A 21,357-nucleotide genomic window follows, 5' to 3' on the forward strand; every position below is an offset into this window, starting at 1 on the left:
GGCGGACGACCGAGAGAGACGCGGCTTCAGCCGCGTCATCGACACGAAGTCGAACGCATGGAACATGCCCCCGCCGGCTCCTGTCCGCAGGGGCCTTCGCCCGGCAGCGCAGCCACGCTTCGCCGCCGGATTAGACCAAGGGATGACGTGCACGGCAGGTACCCGCGGAAACGCCCGGGTAACGGCGAATTCGGCGCCGGTCGGCTTGAACCTACCCCGCAAAAGGGGTAGTGACGACCACCGGAGCGAAGGTTCTAGGTTGCAGCTTACGTAAAGGGAAACACCTAAAATGGCGCGCAACAAGATCGCATTGATCGGCTCGGGACAGATCGGCGGCACGCTTGCCCATCTGGCCGGCCTCAAGGAACTCGGCGACATCGTCCTGTTCGACATCGCCGAAGGCACTCCCCAGGGCAAGGCGCTCGACCTTGCCGAGTCCTCGCCGGTCGACGGCTTCGACGCCGCGCTGTCGGGTGCGAATTCCTACGAGGCCATCGCCGGAGCCGACGTCGTGATCGTCACCGCCGGCGTGCCGCGCAAGCCCGGCATGAGCCGCGACGACCTGCTCGGCATCAATCTCAAGGTCATGGAGCAGGTCGGCAAGGGCATCGCCGCCAATGCGCCCGACGCCTTCGTGATCTGCATCACCAACCCGCTCGACGCGATGGTGTGGGCGCTGCAGAAGTTCTCCGGCCTGCCGACCAACAAGGTCGTGGGCATGGCCGGCGTGCTGGATTCCTCGCGCTTCCGCTACTTCCTCTCCGAGGAATTCGGCGTGTCGGTGAAGGACATCACCGCCTTCGTGCTCGGCGGCCACGGCGACGACATGGTGCCGTCGGTGCGCTATTCGACCGTTGCCGGCGTGCCGCTGCCGGACCTGATCGAGATGGGCTGGACCACCCAGGAGAAGGTCGACGCAATCGTCGAGCGCACCCGCAAGGGCGGCGGCGAGATCGTCAACCTGCTCAAGACCGGCTCGGCCTTCTATGCCCCGGCGGCCTCCGCCATCGCCATGGCCGAGTCCTACCTGAAGGACAAGAAGCGCGTCCTGCCGGCCGCGGCCTACCTGTCCGGCGAATACGGCGTGAGCGACACCTATGTCGGCGTTCCGATCGTGATCGGCGCGGGCGGCGTGGAACGCATCATGGAAATCAAGCTCGACGCGGCCGAGAAGGCGATGTTCGACAAGTCGGTCGCCTCGGTCGCCGGCCTCATCGACGCCTGCAAGGCCATCCAGCCGGCGCTCGCCTGAGCACCCGGAGCCTCCCCGTTGCCGGAGCACGGCCTTCGAAAGAGGCCCTGCTCCGAAGCGCCCGGACATGAAATCGGAGACGCTCGATGAACATTCATGAATACCAGGCCAAGGCGATCCTGAAGGAATTCGGCGCGCCGGTCTCGCGCGGCGTCGCCGTGTTCTCGGTCGACGAGGCCGAAGCCGCCGCCACCAGCCTCGGCGGCCCGCTTTGGGTCGTGAAGTCGCAGATCCACGCCGGTGGCCGCGGCAAGGGCAAGTTCAAGGAAGCCAGCGCCGGCGAGAAGGGCGGCGTCCGCCTCGCCAAGTCGATCGACGAGGTCAAGACCTTCGTCGGCCAGATGCTCGGCGCCACCCTCGTGACCGTGCAGACCGGCCCCGCCGGCAAGCAGGTCAACCGCCTCTATATCGAGGACGGCTCCGACATCGAGAAGGAGTTCTACCTCTCGATGCTAGTCGACCGCGCCACCGGACGCGTTGCCTTCGTCGTCTCGACGGAAGGCGGCATGGACATCGAGACCGTCGCCCACGACACGCCCGAGAAGATCGTGACCTTCTCGGTCGACCCGGCGACCGGCCTGATGCCCCATCACGGCCGCACCATCGCGAAGGCCCTCGGCCTGACCGGCGACCTCGCCAAGCAGGCCGGCACCCTCGCCGCCCAGCTCTACGCCGCCTTCACCGGCAAGGACATGGCGATGCTGGAGATCAATCCGCTGATCGTCACCACCGACGGCCAGCTCAAGTGCCTCGACGCCAAGGTGTCGTTCGACTCCAACGCGCTCTACCGCCACCCGGACATGGTCGCGCTGCGCGACCTGACCGAGGAGGACTCCAAGGAGATCGAGGCCTCCAAGTACGACCTCTCCTATATCGCGCTCGACGGCACAATCGGCTGCATGGTCAACGGCGCCGGCCTCGCGATGGCCACCATGGACATCATCAAGCTCTACGGCGAGGAGCCGGCGAACTTCCTCGATGTCGGCGGCGGCGCCAGCAAGGAGAAGGTGACGGCGGCGTTCAAGATCATCACCGCCGATCCGAACGTGAAGGGCATCCTGGTCAACATCTTCGGCGGCATCATGCGCTGCGACATCATCGCGGAAGGCGTGATCGCGGCGGTGAAGGACGTCGGCCTGCAGGTTCCCCTCGTGGTGCGCCTCGAGGGCACCAATGTCGAACTCGGCAAGAAGATCATTTCCGAATCCGGGCTCAACGTCATCGCCGCCGACGATCTCGACGACGCCGCGGCCAAGATCGTGAAGGCCGTGAAGGGGAACGCCTGATGTCCATTCTGATCGACAGCAACACCCGGGTCATCACCCAGGGTTTCACCGGCAAGACCGGTACGTTCCACTCCGAGCAGGCGCTCGCCTACGGCACCAAGATGGTCGGCGGCACGTCGCCGGGCAAGGGCGGTTCCACCCACCTCGGCCTGCCGGTGTTCGACACCGTCGCCGAGGCCAAGGAGGCGACCGGCGCCGACGCCAGCGTGATCTACGTGCCGCCTCCGGGCGCGGCCGATGCCATCTGCGAGGCGATCGCGGCTGAGATCCCGCTGATCGTCTGCATCACCGAGGGCATTCCGGTGCTCGACATGGTGAAGGTGAAGCGCGCCCTCGTCGGCTCCAAGTCGCGCCTGATCGGGCCGAACTGCCCGGGCGTGATGACGGCGGGCGAGTGCAAGATCGGCATCATGCCGGGCTCGATCTTCCGCCAGGGCTCGGTCGGCATCGTGTCGCGCTCCGGCACGCTGACCTACGAGGCGGTGTTCCAGACCTCGCAGGAAGGCCTCGGCCAGACCTCGGCGGTCGGCATCGGCGGCGACCCGGTGAAGGGCACCGAGTTCATCGACATCCTCGAGCTGTTCCTCGCCGACGACAAGACCGAGTCGATCGTGATGATCGGCGAGATCGGCGGCGACGCCGAGGAGCAGGCGGCGCAGTTCATCGCCGACGAGGCCAAGCGCGGCCGCAAGAAGCCGATGGTCGGCTTCATCGCCGGCCGTACCGCCCCTCCCGGCCGCCGCATGGGCCATGCCGGCGCCATCATCTCCGGCGGTTCGGGCGGTTCCGAATCCAAGATCGCCGCGATGGAAGCCGCGGGCATCCGCGTCTCGCCCTCGCCGGCGCGCCTCGGCAAGACCCTCGTCGAAGTCCTGAAGGGCTGAGATTTCCGGCTCGCGGGGATGGAAACATCCTCGCGAGCTGTTCGTTTCAAGCATGGCTGACTTGAACGGGTCTTGAAGAAGACACGGGCAACAAGGCGGCGCCATGTTGGAATTTGTCCTATATAGATGCACGTGCGGCCCGCGCCGCCCGGAAGCCGCCCCGCGGTTTCCCGGTGCGGGAGCCCTCTAACGGGGGGAGCGGAGCGGCGGCGCGGCTAACCGCGGTCGGCAATCCGTCAGTCAATCAACCAGCAGGGAGGCCGGCGCCCGACGCCGGTCGAAACCGATGGCACGGCAGGATTCAAACGAGGCGTTCGCTCTGACCTCGTTCCTCTATGGCGGCAACGCGGCCTATATCGAGGACCTTTACGGGCGTTACGAGACCGACCCCGCCTCTGTCGATCCGGAATGGCGTGATTTCTTCTCGTCCCTGAAAGAAGACCCCGCGGTGGTCAAGCGCGAGGCGCAGGGCGCGCCTTGGAAGCGCGAGGACTGGCCGGTCGTGGCCAACGGCGAGATGGTCGCCGTCCTCGACGGCAACTGGGCCTATCTCGAGAAGTCGCTCGGCGACAAGATCAAGGCCAAGGCCGAGAAGACGGTCAAGGAGAGCAAGGGCGCGGTTCCCGCCCCCTCCGAGGCGGATATCCTGCGCTCGACCCGTGATTCCGTCCGCGCGATCATGATGATCCGCGCGTATCGGATGCGCGGCCACCTGTTTGCCGACCTCGATCCGCTCGGCTTCGACACCGGCGACCACGAGGAGCTGCATCCCTCGTCCTACGGCTTCTCCGAGGCCGATTACGACCGCAAGATCTTCATCGACAACGTGCTCGGCCTCGAGTTCGCGACCGTGCGCGAAATGCTCGACATCCTGAAGCGCACCTATTGCTCGACCATCGGCGTCGAGTTCATGCACATCTCCGATCCGGCCGAGAAGGCGTGGATCCAGTCGCGCATCGAGGGACCGGACAAGCAGGTTTCCTTCACGCCCGAGGGCAAGAAGGCGATCCTGAACAAGCTGATCGAGGCGGAAGGCTTCGAGCGCTTCCTCGATCTCAAGTTCACCGGCACCAAGCGGTTCGGCCTCGACGGCGGCGAATCCGTCGTCCCGGCGCTCGAGCAGATCATCAAGCGCGGCGGTCAGCTCGGCCTGAAGCAGATCGTGCTCGGCATGGCCCATCGCGGCCGCCTCAACATCCTCACCAACGTGATGGCCAAGCCCCATCGCGCGGTGTTCCACGAGTTCAAGGGCGGCTCCTACGCCCCCGACGACGTGGCCGGCTCCGGCGACGTGAAGTACCATCTCGGTGCCTCGTCTGACCGCGAGTTCGATGCCAACAAGGTCCACCTGTCGCTCACCGCGAACCCGTCGCATCTCGAGATCGTCGATCCCGTCGTGCTCGGCAAGGCGCGCGCCAAGCAGGACCAGCTCCAGGATCACTCGCGCACGGCCGTCCTGCCGCTCCTGATCCACGGCGACGCCGCGTTCGCCGGCCAGGGCGTCGTGGCCGAGTGCCTCGGGCTGTCCGGCCTGAAGGGCCACCGCACCGGCGGCTCGATCCACGTCATCATCAACAACCAGATCGGCTTCACCACCAACCCGCGCTATTCGCGGTCCTCGCCCTATCCGTCGGACGTCGCCAAGATGATCGAGGCGCCGATCTTCCACGTGAACGGCGACGATCCGGAAGCGGTGGTCTATGTCGCCAAGATCGCGACGGAGTTCCGGCAGGCCTTCCACAAGCCCGTCGTGATCGACATGTTCTGCTATCGCCGCTTCGGTCACAACGAGGGCGACGAGCCGGGCTTCACCCAGCCGCTGATGTACAAGAAGATCCGCAGCCATCCGACCACGCTGCAGATCTACGCCGACAAGCTCGTCGCCGAGGGCCTGATGACGGCTGCGGAGATCGACGAGGCCAAGGCGGCGTGGAAGGCGAAGCTGGAAGAGGAGTTCGCCGCCGGCCAGCACTATGCGCCGAACAAGGCGGACTGGCTCGACGGTCGCTGGCAGGGCATGCGCCAGGCCGAAACCGGCGACGATCCGCGCCGCGGCCGCACCGGCGTCGCCATGGACGAACTGAAGCGCATCGGCCTGTCGCTGACGCAGGTGCCGGAAGGCTTCAACATCCACAAGACCATCGGCCGCTTCCTCGACAATCGTCGCAAGATGATCGAGACCGGCGAGGGCATCGACTGGGCGACCGGCGAGGCGCTGGCGTTCGGCGCGCTGCTGACCGAGAGCAATCCCGTCCGCCTCGTCGGCCAGGACGTGGAGCGCGGCACCTTCTCCCAGCGCCATTCGGTGCTGTTCGATCAGGAGACCGAGGAGCGCTACATCCCGCTGAACAATATCCAGCCGGGCCAGGAGCGCTACGAGGTCATCAACTCGATGCTGTCCGAAGAGGCCGTGCTCGGGTTCGAATACGGCTACTCGCTCGCCGAGCCGAAGGCGCTGACGCTCTGGGAAGCCCAGTTCGGCGACTTCGCGAACGGCGCGCAGGTGGTGTTCGACCAGTTCATCTCCTCGGGCGAGCGCAAGTGGCTGCGCATGTCCGGCCTCGTGGTGCTGCTGCCCCACGGCTATGAAGGCCAGGGGCCGGAGCATTCCTCCGCCCGTCTGGAGCGCTATCTGCAGATGTGCGCCGAGGACAACATGCAGGTCGCCAACTGCACGACGCCGGCGAACTACTTCCACATCCTGCGCCGGCAGCTGCGCCGCGAGTTCCGCAAGCCCTTGGTGCTGATGACGCCGAAGTCGCTGCTGCGCCACAAGCGGGCGGTTTCCAGGTTGGAGGAGTTCGGGCCGGACTCGAGCTTCCACCGCCTGCTGCCGGACGATGCCGAGAACGGCAGCGGCCTGACGACCGTCAAGCTGGTGCCGAACGAGAAGATCCGCCGCGTCGTGCTGTGCTCCGGCAAGGTCTATTACGACCTTCTGGAGGAGCGCGAGAAGCGGGGCATCGACGACGTGTTCCTGCTGCGCGTCGAGCAGATCTATCCGTTCCCGAGCAAGTCGGTGGTCGGCTATCTGCAGCGCTTCCCGAACGCCGACGTCGTTTGGTGCCAGGAAGAGCCGAAGAACATGGGCTCGTGGAGCTTCGTCCAGACCTATCTGGAATGGGCGGTCGAGCAGGCCGGCCTCAAGTCCGGCCGGCCGAGCTATGCGGGCCGTCCCGCGTCGGCGGCGACCGCCACCGGCCTGATGTCCACCCACCTCGCCCAGCTCAAGGCGTTCCTCGACGAGGCGCTGCGGGTCTGAGCACCGACATGGAAAGGCCGCCGTCCCCGGTCCCCGCGGCCGGCGGCTTTCAAGTCAAACGCAAGCCAGCCAAACGCAAGCACGAACAAGACCCTGCGCGCGACTGAGGCCGGAGACGGCCCACGCGGGCCAATCGGAGAAAGAGGCCACCATGGCGACGGAAATCCGCGTTCCGACCCTCGGCGAATCGGTCAGCGAGGCGACGATCGGTCAGTGGTTCAAGAAGCCGGGCGATGCGGTCGCGGTCGATGAGCCCCTGGTCGAACTCGAGACCGACAAGGTCACGATCGAAGTTCCGGCCCCGGCCGCCGGCGTGCTGGCCGAAATCCTGGCGAAGGATGGCGAGACGGTCGCCGTCGGCGCGCTGCTCGGCACCCTCGACAGCGCCGGCGCCGCTGCCGCCGCGCCCAAGGCAGCCGAACCGAAGGCCGCCGCGCCGGCCGCTCCGGCTCCGGTCGCAGCCCCGGCCGCTCCGGCGCCCCAGCCTGCCGCCGCGCCCGCCAAGGCCGCACCGGCCGACGCGCCGCTCGCCCCCTCCGTGCAGAAGCTCGTCACCGAGAACAAGCTCGATCCCGGCGCCATCTCCGGCACCGGCAAGGACGGCCGCCTGACCAAGGGCGACGTGCTCGCCGCCATGGAGACGATCTCCGCGCCGGCTCCGGCGGCTGCGCCCGCCGCAGCGCCGCGCCCGGCTTCGCCCGCGGCCGACGCCGCGCGCGAGGAGCGCGTGCGCATGTCCAAGCTGCGCCAGACCATCGCGCGCCGCCTGAAGGACGCCCAGTCGAATGCCGCCATGCTGACGACGTTCAACGACGTCGACATGAGCGCGGTGATGGAGCTGCGCAAGACCTACAAGGATCTGTTCGAGAAGAAGCACGGCGTGCGCATCGGCTTCATGGGCTTCTTCGTAAAGGCCGTGATCCAGGCGCTGCGCGACGTGCCGGCGGTCAACGCCGAAATCGACGGCACCGATCTCGTCTACAAGAACTTCTACCATATCGGCGTCGCCGTGGGCACCGAGAAGGGCCTCGTCGTTCCCGTCGTGCGCGATGCGGACGAGCTCTCGATCGCCGGCATCGAGAAGAAGATCAACGATTTCGGCAAGCGCGCCCGCGACGGCAAGCTCGGCATCGAGGAGATGCAGGGCGGCACCTTCACCATCTCCAACGGCGGCGTCTACGGTTCGCTGATGTCGACCCCGATCCTCAACGCGCCGCAGTCGGGCATTCTCGGCATGCACCGCATCGAGGAGCGGCCGGTGGTGCGCGGCGGCCAGATCGTGATCCGGCCGATGATGTATCTCGCGCTGTCCTACGACCACCGCATCGTCGACGGCAAGGAAGCCGTGACCTTCCTTGTGCGGGTGAAGGAAGCCATCGAGGACCCGCAGCGCCTCGTGCTCGACCTCTGAGCGTTGCAGGGGCCGGCATTCCGGCCCTTGTTGCCGCCGCGACACGGCTTCGCGTCCATCTGTGACGGCATGGCTCAACCCCGGTTTCCGGGGTTGATCTGTTTTCGGGCCGCTGGCACAAGCTCGCGCCGTCAACGATGTTTCAACTCTCCTGTGGCCGAATGGGATCGCGGGATTGTTGGAGTGCTTATGAACGGGCACGCACCCGCCCGGCCATAATGTCACCAGGATTTGGGTGCTTGAGAGCCGGCCGGGGAGATTGACCCCCAGGTCAAAGGTAGAGTTCCATGACTGAAGGTCTTCGTATTGCGTCGGCTGACGTGGTGCGTCACGGTGTGCTTCAGGTGCGTTGGGCCGATGGCACCAGCGGCCTCGTCGATCTGAAGGGCATCATCGCCCGCGGCGGCGTGTTCGCCTTCCTCTCGCGGGAGACCGCCTTCGCGAAGGTCTCCGTCTCGGCCGACGGCCGCGGCGTGCAGTGGACCGATCCCGACGGCGACATCATCTCGATCGCCTCCGATGCGCTGGCCGCCCGGCTGAACGTCGTGACCGATCTCGCCGCCTGACGGCGCGACCGACACCGACACTACACCGACAGACGCGGCCGCAGCGTGCGGCCGCTCCCGTCCCGAACGCGGCGCCATCGCCCGTTCCGCCGAAAGCCGGGCCATGCCGGACCCCTCGTTCCAGCTCGATCCGCGCCTCGCGGCCGATACCGTCTTCGTGATCGACCTCGTGCTCTGCCGGGTCCTGCTCTCGCGCGACGGCAACTATCCCTGGACCATTCTCGTGCCGATGAGGCCGGGCGCCGTCGAGATCGTCGATCTCGACCGGGACGACCGGCTCGCGCTGATGGACGAGATCGCCGCCGTCTCCGCCGCCCTGCGCGACGCTACCCGCTGCCACAAGCTCAATGTCGGCGCGCTCGGCAACGTCGTGGCGCAGCTTCACGTCCATGTCGTCGCCCGGTTCGAGGGTGATCCCGCGTGGCCGGGGCCGATCTGGGGCCGTCACCCCGCCGCCCCCTGGGACACGGCGAAGCGCGATGCGCTGGTCGAAACCCTGCGCGCGGCCCTCGGATCCGCCGCGGCGTGACCGCTCGGCCCACGTGCCGGATGAGCCCCGTTTCCCGCGTCCGCCCGAATCCGGAATGCCGTTCGCGTGCCGCCCGCCGCGCGCGGAATGCAGTCGCAACAGCAAGCCGGCGCATCATATAAAGAAATCCTTATATCCTTATTGATCGGTCGCGGCCGTCGCCCTATAAGGGGCGCAGACTGGGCTGTGCCCGGCCGGGCCGCTGGTGCCCCGTCGGGCTCGCCGCCTTCGACTTTCCGCGATCCGGGAGCTTTCCGCATGACCGCTTTCACCGACTACGTCGTCAAGGACATCTCGCTCGCCGAGTGGGGCCGCACCGAACTCGACATCGCCGAGACCGAGATGCCCGGCCTGATGGCGACGCGCGCCGAATACGGTCCGTCGAAGCCGCTCAAGGGCGCCCGCATCGCCGGCTCCCTGCACATGACCATCCAGACCGCCGCGCTGATCGAGACGCTGGTCGAACTCGGCGCCGAAGTGCGCTGGGCCTCGTGCAACATCTTCTCGACCCAGGACCACGCCGCCGCCGCCATCGCCGCCCGCGGCATCCCGGTGTTCGCCGTGAAGGGCGAGACGCTGGAGGAGTACTGGTCCTATACCGACCGCCTGTTCGACTGGGGCAACGGCCAGACCGCCAACATGATCCTGGACGACGGTGGTGACGCCACCATGCTCGTCCTGATCGGCTCCAAGGCCGAGACCGATCCCTCGGTGCTCGACAATCCGTCGAACGAGGAAGAAGAGATCTTCTTCGCCACCATCAAGCGCCGGCTCGCCGCCAATCCCGGCTGGTACTCGAAGGTGAAGGCCAACATCCGCGGCGTCTCCGAGGAGACCACCACGGGCGTGCATCGCCTTTACGAGCTGCAGAAGAAGGGCGAGCTGCCCTTCCCGGCGATCAACGTCAACGACTCCGTCACGAAGTCGAAGTTCGACAACAAGTACGGCTGCCGCGAGAGCCTGGTGGACGCCATCCGCCGCGGCACCGACGTGATGATGGCCGGCAAGGTGGCCCTCGTCTGCGGCTACGGCGACGTCGGCAAGGGCTCGGCCCAGTCGCTGTCGGGCTCCGGCGCCCGCGTGATCGTCACCGAGATCGACCCGATCTGCGCGCTGCAGGCGGCGATGGACGGCTTCGAGGTGAAGACCCTCGAGCAGGCCGTCGGTGAGGCGGATATCTTCGTCACCACCACCGGCAACCGCGACATCATCACCCTCGACCACATGCGCGCCATGAAGGACATGGCGATCGTGTGCAACATCGGCCACTTCGATAACGAGATTCAGGTCGCCGCGCTCAAGAACTTCAAGTGGAAGAACGTGAAGCCGCAGGTGGATCTCATCGAGTTCCCGGACTCGAAGCGGATCATCCTTCTGTCCGAGGGCCGGCTCGTCAATCTCGGCAACGCCACCGGCCACCCGAGCTTCGTGATGTCGGCGTCGTTCACCAACCAGACCCTGGCACAGATCGAGCTCTGGACCCGCGGCAGCGAGTACGAGAACAAGGTCTACGTGCTGCCGAAGCACCTCGACGAGAAGGTCGCCCGCCTGCACCTCGCCAAGCTCGGCGTGACGCTGACGGAGCTGACCGACGACCAGGCCGCCTATATCGGCGTCTCCAAGGCCGGTCCGTTCAAGTCCGAGCACTACAAGTACTGATCCGGTCCGCCGGATCCTGTCGGCCTGCTTTCGGCCGGGGCGCTTCCGCGCTCCGGCCGTTTGCGTTTCCGGCGCCGGGCGTCACCCCGCCGGCGCCCCGCGCCGCGCCGCGCGATAGGCGGTCGGGCTCATGCCGTGGCGCTCCTGGAAGGCGCGGTTGAAGTTCGATTTCGTGCGGAAGCCGGCCTCCGCCATGATGTCCCCCACCGCGCGGTCGCTGCCGGCGAGCGCCTCTGCGGCCTCCTCCACCCTGAGCGCGTTCACATAGAGCGAGACGCTCATGCCGTGGCGGCGGTTGATGGCCGTGGAAAGCCGGCGGGCGGGAACGCCGAGCCGGCGTGCCAGCCGGGCGAGGGTGAGATCCGCGTCGCGATAGAGCCGCCGTTCCCGCATCACGGCGTCGAGCGCCGCGAGAAGCGCCGTCTCCTCGGCATCGGGCGGCGACGGCGCGTCCGATGACGGCTCAGCCACGTCCTCAGGGGCCGGCCTGTCGCCGGGCGCATCGGCGGGAACGGCCGCGACGGGCCGGCCGCCCGAGCGCGGAAACAGCATCGCCGCGACCAGCAGCAACCCGACCGCGCCGAGGCTGATCACACCGATGATCGACGCCGCGTGACGGCCGCCATAGACCGTGAAATCCGCCGCGATCGCCACATCGGTGATCCCGACCACTGCCATCGCCGCGATCACCGCCGCCAGCCAGTTTCGCGCCTCGCCTTCGGAGCCGAACGGAACGGCCTCGAACGCCGCCGGCCCGCGCCGCCACAGCCGGGCGAGCAGCGCGATATAGAACGCGAAGCTCGCCGCGATCAGGATGTCGACCGCGGGATAGGGCGGCGGGATCGCGAAGCCCGCCGCTGCGGCGACGAGCGCCGGGCCGAGATGGCGAACGGCCTCCCGCGACCCACCGCCGCCGCCCTCCGCGACGAGCGAACGGAAGGCGAGATAGGCGAGCGGACCGACCGAAAGCGGCAGCACCCGCTGGACCAGGATCGCCCCGTCGAAGCCGTATCCGAACCGCAGGCCGACCAGCGTCGCCTGCAGCATGATCGCGGCGAACAGCAGCGCGAGCCAGAACCGGAACCGGCCATTGCCGACCGAGGCGGCAGAAATCCGCACCAGCATCACGGCGGACAGGGCGGCGGTCAGGAAGGGGATCGGGAGCGAAAACAACGGTGGTTCCCGGCTGAAGCATTCCGTTCAGATCGACGCGACCCCGCGGGCAGACATGGGCTCACGTCCCCGGCTCGCACCCGCGCCCTGCCGTCAGGGGGCATCGCCCGATCCCACGGCCACCCGGATTCCAGAGCCGGCCGCGAACCCGAAGACGATCCGGAGGGACCTGGCCTTGATCGCGATCGAGGACCGCCCCGGGGCCCCGGCCGGATGGGCAGGCGATAGCGGCCTCCTTATAGCAGCCGGCAAGCCTTCAACCATCAAGCCTTCGACCAGCAAGACGTCAACCATCAGACTTCGACCATCATGGCTTCCACCATCATCGCCCCCGGATTTCCCATGCCGCTTTCCTCCTCCCGCTCCGGCCGGCGCGGGTGTCGCCGCCCGTCCCCGCTGCCCGCGCTCGCAGCCGCTGCCGCCATCGCCATCGCGCTCTGTTCCGGTGCCAAGGCGGTGCCGGCGGAACCGCCGCCGGGTCTCGCCACCCTGTCCGTCCCCGATTCCGGCGGGCGCCCCCTCACCGTCCATGTGTGGTATCCGGCCGTGCCCGGGCCGCAACCCGCTCTCATCGCCGACAATGCCGCCCTCGTCGGCTTCAGCGCCGTCGAGAATGCGACGCCGGAACCCGGCCGCCATCCCGTGGTGATGCTGTCCCACGGCTTCGGCGGCAACTGGACGAACCAGGCGTGGCTCGCGGTGCGGCTCGTGGCGGCCGGCGCCATCGTGGCGGCGCCCGACCATCCCGGCACCACGACGCGGGACATGGACGAGGCCAAGGGCCGCAAGCTGTGGCAACGGCCGCAGGACATCTCGCGCGCGATCGACGCGCTTCTGGCCGACCCGCGCTTCAGCCCGCACGTCGATCCCGCGCGGATCGCCGTCGTCGGCCATTCCCTCGGTGGCTGGACCGCCCTCAGCCTCGCCGGCGCCCGTCTGGATCCGGAGCGGCTGGATGCCGATTGCACCGGACACCCCGAACTCGCCGCCTGCCGGGTCTACGCCTCGCTCGGCGCGGGGCGCGACCCGGCCGAGCGCGCGGCCCTCGCCGTTTCCCGGGCCGATGCCAGACTCAAGGCCGCCGTCTCGCTCGATGTCGGCCTCGCGCGCGGGTTCGATCCGGCGAGCCTCGCCGCGATCCGCATTCCGGTTCTGGTGCTCGCCGCCGGCAACGACACCGACGGCATCCCGGCCCAGCTCGAATCCGGCTTCCTCGCCGCTCACCTGCCGTCGGTGACGACGACCCATGCGGCGATCGAGGGCGCCGCGCACTTCAGCTTCCTGCGGGAATGCAAGCCGGGCGGCGGCGCCCTCATCGCGGCGGACAATCCCGACGATGCCGTGATCTGCATCGACGGCGGCAGCCGGTCACGGGCGGAGCTTCACGCGGAGATCGCGGACAGGATCGTCGATTTCCTGCGCGGCGCCGGCATCCTGCCGGGCTCCTGATCCGCTTGAGCATATAGAGTTCAGATCGGATCGATCTGAACGATAAGGATATGCTCAAGCTTTTGACTCTGAAGCGATTTCCTGTCGATCTGATGAGTCCATCAGATCGGAAAGCGCTCCAGGCCTCACTTCGCCCACGGCGGCGTCTCCAGCCGCATGCCGTGGGCGCCGCCATAGCGGGCGACCTCCGGCGGCGACCAGCCTTCGAGCAGGTCCGGATCGACCGCGTAGACCTCGATGCCGAGCGGGCGGCAGACCTCCAGCGGATCACGCGCCTCCGGGCCCCAAAGCGGCACGGAGAGGTCGCCCCCGGGACACGTCGAAAGCGCGCACAGAAGGTCGATCTCGGCGAAGAACTCCAGGTGATCGCCCGGCTTCGCCGGGCAGTCGCGCATGAAGTACTTGTCTTCGGAATTGAGGCCCGTGCACTGGAACACGTTCAGCACGTCGTGCACGTCGAGTTCGGTCAGCCCGTGCGGCGCCACCGCCCGCGTCAGGTTCGAGTGGCAGCAGAAATCGAAGTCCTCGCCGGTCAGCATGCGGTTCACGTAGGGATCGCAGCGCGTGCCGAGCAGGTCGTGGACGCGCCCGCCATAGGCGTCGATGCCGTAATCCGCGAGACTGTCGGCGATGATCGTCACCAGCGGCCTCAGATAGGGCAGGTTCGACCACAGCCGGTCGAAGGTGGTGACGTGGGCCGCCTGGAGCTGCCGGGTGCGCGAGGCCCAAAGCCGCTCGCGGGGATTGTGCAGGTTCCAGATATTGAGGTCCCCGACCTGCGGCCCCTCCTGGGTCACGATGCGGAACACATTCCCGGCCGGCACCGTCCAGGCCCGGCCGGTCCGGATCGGGATGGTGAAGCTTTCGACGAGGCGCCGTGTCCCGGTCTCTTCCGCCAGCCGGCCGTAGAACGCCCGGTCGACATTCAGCGGCGAGCCTTCGGTGGCCTGATAGGCGGCGGGGAAATCCGGCATGACAGCGCGCTCCGGCTTTGATGGGTCTCGGCAGGAGGCGACAATGCCACAACGCCACGGGCGGCGCAGTCGCCGCCTGCTCGTCGAAGGGGTCCGGTGGCGTGATGCCGCCGTCCTCGTGGAAGATGGGCGCGGCGCGGCCGGAGCGGCGCCGCAGCCCGATCAGGTCGCCGGATCGGCGTCGCGGACCACGCAGCCGAACCAGCCGAGGCCGCGATAGGTCTCGTAGCCGGGCGTGCGCGCATAGCCGATGATGCGGCCCTTGTCGGCGTAGCTGCCCATGCTCTGCGTCTTGTCGACGTTCAGCGGGAAGCGGTCGCTCAGCACCCCCCGGTCGGTCGAGTCGGCCAGAATCTGGAAATTCTGGTCGAGCAGCATCACCCGGGCGGACTTGCGCTCCTCCGCCGTGAGGCGCACCCCTTCCACCACCGTCCTTGCCTGCGGCCCCCAGTCGAAATGAATGCCGAGCACGCCGGTGATCGGCGCGTTGTGGGTACCGTCCTTGGTGATCGGCGCCGCGTAGGTGGCGACCGGCGCGCCTTCGAGCTGCGGCAGGCGCTGGATGTCGGCGACGCTGTAGCCGTCGGGACCGCCTCCGGAGAGCGCCTCGCGGAACCACGACTGCCCGGCCACGGAATGGCCGATCACGCCGGGATAGCGGCCCGGCCGGCCGTTGGCGACGACACGTCCGCTGGAATCGCAGATCCAGAGATCCAGATAGACCGTGTAGGCATCGAGGATGATGCCGAGCCGCTCCTGCGCGTAGCGGCAGGCATCCGGCGTCGGGCTTGCGGAGCACTGCACCACCGCCGAATCCGTCGCCCACCAGCGCACGTCGCAGGTGCGCTCGTAGAGATTGCGGTCGATGATTTCAATCGCGTTCAGCGACAGGTCCGCCAGCCGCTGCCCGTTGATGAGGTCGATGATGACGCTGCCGACGCGCTCCAGTTCGGTCAGGTCGGCCTGCACCTCGCCCTGCAGCGCCCCGGTGATCGCGGTCACCCTCTCCGAAACCGCCTTCACCTCGCCGGCGACGACAGAGAAGCCGCGCCCGGAATCGCCGGCGCGAGCAGCCTCGATCAGCGCGTTGAGCGCCAGCAGCTTCGTCTGGCTCGCCACCGTCGCAATATCGGAAATCTTCTCCTTCGCCGTCCGGCTTATCCGTTCCGTGAGTTCAAGAATCCGCTCCGGTTGATAGGTCACCTCAGCCATGTTCACCCCGCCTCCGATGAAGGTATTGTTTTTCTCTCCTCTCCTCCCGGTCTTTCTCTTTTTAGCACGGCGAAAAACGGCGACGAATACAGGCCGCTCCGTCGTATGCCCGTCATGTCGCGGGCTTAGAAAGTCATCATTTGGTCATGTCCAATGACTAATCAGACATCACAAAGGCACGGTGGCCAGGAATCCGGTTTGGGAAAAGCGATCAGCGCCGTCGATTGCATACATTTCGCAGGCGCATCATATTGAATGCTATTCAATATGCCTACCTTATGCTTGCCGGGACCTAACTTCTCAGTATCTGCCCAGCTTCTCGACACTGTCAATGGTACGCTTTCGCACCTGCGAGAAATGAGCCGTCGCAGTTTGCCGCTGCCGCCTTCGACGCCTCCGCCGGTTACGGTAAACCGTTCGTAAACCCTTCCTGCACACGATTGCACGGTGCTTCCCCTTCTGGCGCGGTCACCGGCCGGGCTATGGTGATGGTGCTGATTCGATGAGCAGGACGCGACGCCGCCACGGCTCGCTCCTGTCCCGACGGGAGACATGCGCGCGATGCGGTCAGGTCCGCAGATGAGGCGGCCGGGCTTCGGCCGGCATGCCTTGAGCCAGCATGCCTTGAGTCTGTATGCCTTGCGCCTGCGTGATTGGGCGCGACCGGGCGCCGCCGGCCTCGCGCTGGCCGGAACGCTGTCGGCCGGCGGCCGCGCCGTCGCGGCGGAAGTCGGTTCCGCGATCGGACCCGGTGCGCTGCCTGCATTCGACCCCGCCTCCGCTCTGTCGCCCCAGACCGTGATCGCGGCCGCCACCATGGTCGGCTCGCTGGCGTTCGCGGTCACGGCGGCCGTCGCCTATGCCCGTCATCGCACCGCGTCGGCCGCCCGTCTGGGTGCGCTCGAAGACGCGCTTCATGCCGCGACGCAACAGGGCGCGCCGGCGGCAACCGCCCTCGGCATCGACGACCAGCGGCTCGTGCTCTATCGGCCCGGCGCGGCACCCAGCGTGCTCGGCCGCCTGCCGCCGGGGACCGGCGCGCCGGATGGCGCCGACGCCTTCCTCGACTTTGCCGGCTGGCTCGGGCGGGAGGCCGCCGACCGCCTCGAAGCCGGCGTCGTCGAGTTGCGCCGCAACCACGGGCGGTTCGACCTGACGCTCGTCACCCTCATCGGCAGCGTCGTCGAGGCCGCCGGCCGCGCCGGTCCGGACGGCGTCCTCGTGCGCTTCCGCGACGGGGCGGACGAGCGACGGCGCCTCGACGATCTCGCCGTCCGCAACGACCGGCTCGAGGAGGAGACGGCCGCGCTGCGGACGCTGGTGGAAAGCCTGCCGCATCCGATGTGGGTGCGCGACGGCAACGGCCGGCTGACGTGGGTCAACACCGCCTACGCCCGGGCGGTGGAAAGCCCCGATCCGGCGGCCGCGGTCGCCGCCGGTGCCGAACTGCTCGATACCCAGGGCCGCCACGCCGTCGCGACCGCCCGCGCCCATGCCGAGGGAGAGGAGGCGCGCGTGCGGCTCGCCGCCATCAGTGCGGGCGAGCGGCGGATGTTCGACGTCGTGGAGATCGGCGCCGGCCGCTCGAACGGGACCGTCGGCCACGAGCCAGAGGGCGATGGCCGAACTGGACCCGCCGCGAGGACCGGCGGGCTCGAAGGCGGCGGGCTCGAAGGTGGCGGGCGCGGGTCCGGCGGCATCGCCGTCGACGTCAGCGAACTCGAACGCACCCACGGCGCGCTGAAGCGCACGCTCGACTTCCACACCCGCACCCTCGACGGCCTCGCCACCGCCGTCGCGATCTTCGGCGCCGACCGGCGCCTGACCTTCTACAACGCCGCCTACCGCTCCCTTTGGGGCCTCGATACCGCCTTCCTCGAAAGCGGGCCGGAAGACGGCGCCGTGCTCGATGCGCTGCGCGCGGCCCGGCGGCTACCCGAGCAGGCGAATTTCCGCGCCTGGAAGACCGAGATCCAGGCGGTCTATCGCGCCGTCGAGGCTCACGAGCACTGGTGGCACCTGCCGGACGGCCAGACGCTGCGCGTCATCGCCAATCCCCATCCCCAGGGCGGCGTCACCTATATCTACGAGAACGTGACCGAGCGGCTCGATCTCGAAAGCCGCTACAACAATCTCATCCGCGTGCAGGGCGAGACCCTCGACCATCTCGCCGAGGGCGTGGTGGTGTTCGGCTCCGATGGCCGTCTGCGGCTGTGGAACCCGTCGTTCGCCTCGATCTGGGGGCTCGCGCTGTCGTCGCTCGCCGACAAGCCCCACGTCGCCGATGTCGCGCGCTCGTGCGGCCGGCTCGATCCCGGCGCGCGCGCGTGGCCGGCGATCGCCGCCGCCGTCACCGGCCTCGCCGACAGCCGCACCCGCGTCTCCGGCCGGCTCGAACGGCCGGACGGGCTCGTCGTCGACTACGCCACCGTGCCGCTGCCGGACGGGGCGACGCTCGCCACCTTCGTCAACGTCACCGATTCCGTGAAGGTCGAGCGCGCGCTGATGGAGCGCAACGAGGCGCTGGTCGAGGCAGACCGGCTGAAGGACACCTTCATCCAGCACGTCTCCTACGAGCTGCGCTCGCCGCTGACCAACGTCATCGGCTTCGCCCAGATGCTCGCCGAGGTGCGCATTGGCGACCTCAACGAGAAGCAGCGCGAATACACCGAATACATCCAGTCCTCGGCCGCCTCGCTGCTCGCGATCATCGACCATATCCTCGATCTCGCCACCATCGATGCCGGCGTGATGGAACTGGATCTCGGCCCTGTCGACGTCGCGCGCACCATCGAGGCGGCGGTGGAAGGCTTGCGCGACCGGCTGCGCGAGGCGAAGCTCTCGCTTGAGATCCGCGTGCCGCCGGATGTCGGCACCTTCGTCGGCGACGAGAAGCGCGTCCGGCAGGTGCTGTTCAATCTGGTGTCCAACGCCATCAGCCATTCCCGCGGCGGCGGGCGCATCGAGATCGCCTGCGCGCGGGAAGGCGAAGGCGTGCGCATCGCGGTGAAGGACACCGGCACCGGCATTCCGGCGGACCGGCTGGACCAGGTGTTCGAGCGGTTCGTCTCCGACGGGCGCGGCAATGCCGGGCTCGGGCTTTCGATCGTCAAGAGCTTCGTGGAACTGCACGGCGGCAGCGTGCGCATCGATTCCAAGGAAGGCGTCGGCACCACGGTGATCTGCCGCTTCCCGGCCCGGCCCGATCCCGCCGCCGTCGCCCGCAGCGGCGACCACGGACCCCATCGCCGCGCCGGCACCTGAACAAGCTGGACACAACAGGCTCAACACACGTGAATCCGGAATACGGCAGGCCATGACCGCAGGCGAACCCACCGACGCGAACGCCGTCGCCCCGGCCGGGGCACCGCGCCTGACGCTGGCGCTGCCGGACGAGGCCGCGACCGTGGCCCTCGCCGAGGACATCGCCGCGATCCTGAAGCCCGGCGATGTCATCGCGCTCCATGGCGATCTCGGCGCCGGCAAGACCACCTTCGCCCGCGCGCTGCTTCGCGCGCTCGCCGACGATCCGGCGCTGGAGGTTCCGAGCCCGACCTACACGCTGGTGCAGCCCTACGAGCTGCCCCGCCTCGCCGTCGCCCATCTCGATCTCTACCGCATCGGCGATCCGTCCGAACTCGACGAGCTCGGCTTCGACGAGTTCGTCGCCACCGGCGCGGCGCTGGTGGAGTGGCCCGAGCGCGCCGGCGACCGGCTGCCGGACACCACCCTGTCGCTCGAACTCGCCCCCGGGCCGGATGAGGACAGCCGCGTCGCCGTCCTCACGGTGGACGCCGGGAGCTGGGCGAGCCGGCTCGCGCGCACGCTCGGCCTGCGCGGCTTTCTCGACCAGTCCGGCTTTGCCGGCGCCACGCGTCGGCATCTGGCGGGCGATGCCTCCGCGCGCACCTTCGAGCGGGTGGCGAGCGGCGAACGTGCCGCCGTCCTGATGAACTGGCCGCTGCGGCGCGACGAAACCGTGGTACGCGACGGCCGGAGCTACCGCCAGATCGCCCGGATCGCCGAGCGGGCGGAGCCGTTCGTCGCGGTCGCCGCCGCGTTGAAGGCGCACGGCTATTCCGCGCCGGACATCCACGCCGCCGACTTCGAAAGCGGCTTCCTCCTCGTCGAGGATCTCGGCCGGGACGGCGTGGTGCGGACCGGTGCGGACGGCGAGCCGGAGCCAATCCCAGAGCGCTACGAGGCCGCCATCGACCTCCTGGCGGACTTTCATTCCGACGCGATGCCGCCCCCCGTCCCGGTCGGCGAGGCCGGCGAACTCTACGTGCCGCCGCCCTACGACACCGACGCGCTCGCCATCGAAGTCGATCTTTTGCCGGCTTGGTATCTTCCTTCGCTCGGCACGGAAGCGATGGCCGCCGCCGATATCGACCGCTTCCAGGCGCTTTGGCTCGTCCGTTTCGCCGCGCTGGAAGGCCGTCCCGTCCACTGGGTGCTGCGCGATTTCCACTCGCCGAACCTGATCTGGATGGCCGATCGCGAGGGTGTCGCCCGCATCGGGCTGATCGACCTGCAGGACACCGTGGTGGGATCGCCCGCCTACGACGTCGCCTCGCTGGTGCAGGATGCCCGCGTCACGGTGCCCGACGATCTGCACGACGCGCTCGTCGCGCGCTATGTCGCGGCCCGGCGAGAGGCCGATCCCGCCTTCGACGAAGACGGCTTCCGCGCCGACCTCGCGGTGATGGAGGCGCAGCGCGCCACCAAGATCCTCGGCGTGTTCGTTCGCCTCGACCGCCGCGACGGCAAACCCCACTATCTGCGGCATCTGGGGCGGATTCGCCACTATCTGCGGAAAGCGGTGTCGCACCCTGTTCTGTCCGACCTTCGGGTCTGGTATGAGACCGCCGGCATTTTCCGGACGGACGACTGAGCGCGCCGCCTCCCTTCGCGCGCGGCTCCGACGGATGACAGCGGCTGCAATGGACGGGCGGACAGGGTCAGATGGCAGAAGGCGCGTTTAGACCGACGCGGGCAATGGTGCTCGCGGCCGGGCTCGGCAAACGGATGCGGCCGCTGACGGCGACCACGCCGAAGCCGCTGATCGAGGTCGCGCGGCGGTCGCTGATCGACTACGGCCTCGACCGGCTCGCCGCCGCCGGCGTCACCGACGTCGTCGTCAACGTCCACTATCTGGCCGATCTCGTCGAAGTTCACGTCCACCGCCGCAAGGACATGGCCATCGCCATCTCCGACGAGCGCAAGGAGCTGCTGGATACCGGCGGCGGCATCGTCAAGGCCCTCCCGCTGCTCGGTCCCGACCCGTTCGTGCTCTTAAACGCCGACAGCTTCTGGATCGAGGGCGTGCGTCCCAATCTCGACCTGATGATCGAGACCTTCGACGACGCCCGCATGGACGGCCTCCTGCTGCTCGCCCCCACCGTCGGCTCGTCCGGCTACGAAGGCCGCGGCGACTTCTCCGCCGACAGCGTCGGGCTCCTGAAGCGCCGGCCGCCGAAGGGGATCGTGCCGTTCGCCTATGCCGGCGCCGCGATCCTGCATCCGCGCCTGTTCGAAGGCGCGCCGCAAGGCGCGTTCTCGCTCAACAGGCTGTTCGACCGGGCGCTGGAAGCCGGCCGGCTCTTCGGCGTCAGGATGGAAGGCACGTGGCTGCACGTCGGCACGCCGTCCGCCATCCGCGACGCGGAGCGCGCCTTCTTCTATAGTGCGGCCTGACAA

General features: G+C 68.2%; 15 protein-coding genes. 12 read left to right on the forward strand and 3 right to left on the reverse strand.

The features are described 5' to 3' along the window. Positions 1 to 289: 289 nt before the first annotated feature. The 8 genes from mdh to ahcY all read left to right on the forward strand — a co-directional run bounded on the left by mdh (position 290) and on the right by ahcY (position 10,849). Positions 290 to 1,252: a malate dehydrogenase gene (mdh, locus tag BUF17_RS09380; protein WP_073627871.1), complete on the forward strand. Its 963-nt coding sequence runs from the start codon at positions 290 to 292 to the stop codon at positions 1,250 to 1,252. 86 nt (positions 1,253 to 1,338) lie between these two features. Next, positions 1,339 to 2,538: an ADP-forming succinate--CoA ligase subunit beta gene (sucC, locus tag BUF17_RS09385; RefSeq protein ID WP_073627873.1), complete on the forward strand. Its 1,200-nt coding sequence runs from the start codon at positions 1,339 to 1,341 to the stop codon at positions 2,536 to 2,538. Further along, positions 2,538 to 3,422, forward strand: a complete 885-nt coding sequence (sucD, locus tag BUF17_RS09390; RefSeq protein ID WP_073627875.1) for a succinate--CoA ligase subunit alpha — start codon at positions 2,538 to 2,540, stop codon at positions 3,420 to 3,422. The genes sucC and sucD overlap by 1 nt, the downstream gene beginning before the upstream one ends. Before the next feature lie 286 nt (positions 3,423 to 3,708). Beyond that, positions 3,709 to 6,684, forward strand: a complete 2,976-nt coding sequence (locus BUF17_RS09395; protein WP_073627877.1) for a 2-oxoglutarate dehydrogenase E1 component — start codon at positions 3,709 to 3,711, stop codon at positions 6,682 to 6,684. A 151-nt stretch (positions 6,685 to 6,835) separates the two neighbouring features. Further along, positions 6,836 to 8,095: a 2-oxoglutarate dehydrogenase complex dihydrolipoyllysine-residue succinyltransferase gene (gene odhB / locus BUF17_RS09400; protein WP_073627879.1), complete on the forward strand. Its 1,260-nt coding sequence runs from the start codon at positions 6,836 to 6,838 to the stop codon at positions 8,093 to 8,095. A gap of 287 nt (positions 8,096 to 8,382) precedes the next feature. Then, on the forward strand, positions 8,383 to 8,661 hold the full coding sequence (locus BUF17_RS09405; protein ID WP_084564328.1) for a DUF2442 domain-containing protein: 279 nt from the start codon (positions 8,383 to 8,385) through the stop codon (positions 8,659 to 8,661). Between the two features lie 103 nt (positions 8,662 to 8,764). Further along, a complete protein-coding gene (locus BUF17_RS09410; RefSeq protein WP_073627883.1) occupies positions 8,765 to 9,190 on the forward strand; it encodes an HIT family protein in 426 nt (141 codons plus the stop codon). Between the two features lie 258 nt (positions 9,191 to 9,448). After that, on the forward strand, positions 9,449 to 10,849 hold the full coding sequence (ahcY, locus tag BUF17_RS09415) for an adenosylhomocysteinase (RefSeq protein ID WP_073627885.1): 1,401 nt from the start codon (positions 9,449 to 9,451) through the stop codon (positions 10,847 to 10,849). A gap of 81 nt (positions 10,850 to 10,930) precedes the next feature. Here the strand turns inward: ahcY and BUF17_RS09420 are convergent, their stop codons facing one another. Then, entirely contained in the window at positions 10,931 to 12,022 is a 1,092-nt protein-coding gene (locus tag BUF17_RS09420) for a helix-turn-helix domain-containing protein (RefSeq protein ID WP_073627887.1), read from the reverse strand. A gap of 309 nt (positions 12,023 to 12,331) precedes the next feature. Between BUF17_RS09420 and BUF17_RS09430 the strand changes: the two genes are divergently transcribed. Further along, entirely contained in the window at positions 12,332 to 13,471 is a 1,140-nt protein-coding gene (locus tag BUF17_RS09430) for an alpha/beta hydrolase family protein (protein ID WP_139282480.1), read from the forward strand. Positions 13,472 to 13,596: 125 nt separating this feature from the next. Here BUF17_RS09430 and BUF17_RS09435 read toward each other — a convergent pair whose 3' ends face one another. Both BUF17_RS09435 and BUF17_RS23375 read right to left on the reverse strand, forming a co-directional pair. After that, on the reverse strand, positions 13,597 to 14,445 hold the full coding sequence (locus BUF17_RS09435; RefSeq protein WP_073627891.1) for an urea carboxylase-associated family protein: 849 nt from the start codon (positions 14,443 to 14,445) through the stop codon (positions 13,597 to 13,599). A 162-nt stretch (positions 14,446 to 14,607) separates the two neighbouring features. Next, a complete protein-coding gene (locus BUF17_RS23375; protein WP_084564330.1) occupies positions 14,608 to 15,657 on the reverse strand; it encodes a cache domain-containing protein in 1,050 nt (349 codons plus the stop codon). A gap of 639 nt (positions 15,658 to 16,296) precedes the next feature. Here BUF17_RS23375 and BUF17_RS23085 point away from each other — a divergent pair. The 3 genes from BUF17_RS23085 to BUF17_RS09455 all read left to right on the forward strand — a co-directional run bounded on the left by BUF17_RS23085 (position 16,297) and on the right by BUF17_RS09455 (position 21,354). Then, on the forward strand, positions 16,297 to 18,921 hold the full coding sequence (locus BUF17_RS23085; RefSeq protein WP_139282481.1) for a PAS domain-containing sensor histidine kinase: 2,625 nt from the start codon (positions 16,297 to 16,299) through the stop codon (positions 18,919 to 18,921). A 52-nt stretch (positions 18,922 to 18,973) separates the two neighbouring features. Next, a complete protein-coding gene (gene tsaE / locus BUF17_RS09450; RefSeq protein ID WP_073627895.1) occupies positions 18,974 to 20,551 on the forward strand; it encodes a tRNA (adenosine(37)-N6)-threonylcarbamoyltransferase complex ATPase subunit type 1 TsaE in 1,578 nt (525 codons plus the stop codon). Between the two features lie 71 nt (positions 20,552 to 20,622). After that, on the forward strand, positions 20,623 to 21,354 hold the full coding sequence (locus BUF17_RS09455) for a nucleotidyltransferase family protein (protein WP_073627897.1): 732 nt from the start codon (positions 20,623 to 20,625) through the stop codon (positions 21,352 to 21,354). The last annotated feature ends 3 nt before the right edge of the window (positions 21,355 to 21,357 follow it).

Source organism: Pseudoxanthobacter soli DSM 19599 (assembly GCF_900148505.1).
Classification (GTDB): domain Bacteria; phylum Pseudomonadota; class Alphaproteobacteria; order Rhizobiales; family Segnochrobactraceae; genus Pseudoxanthobacter; species Pseudoxanthobacter soli.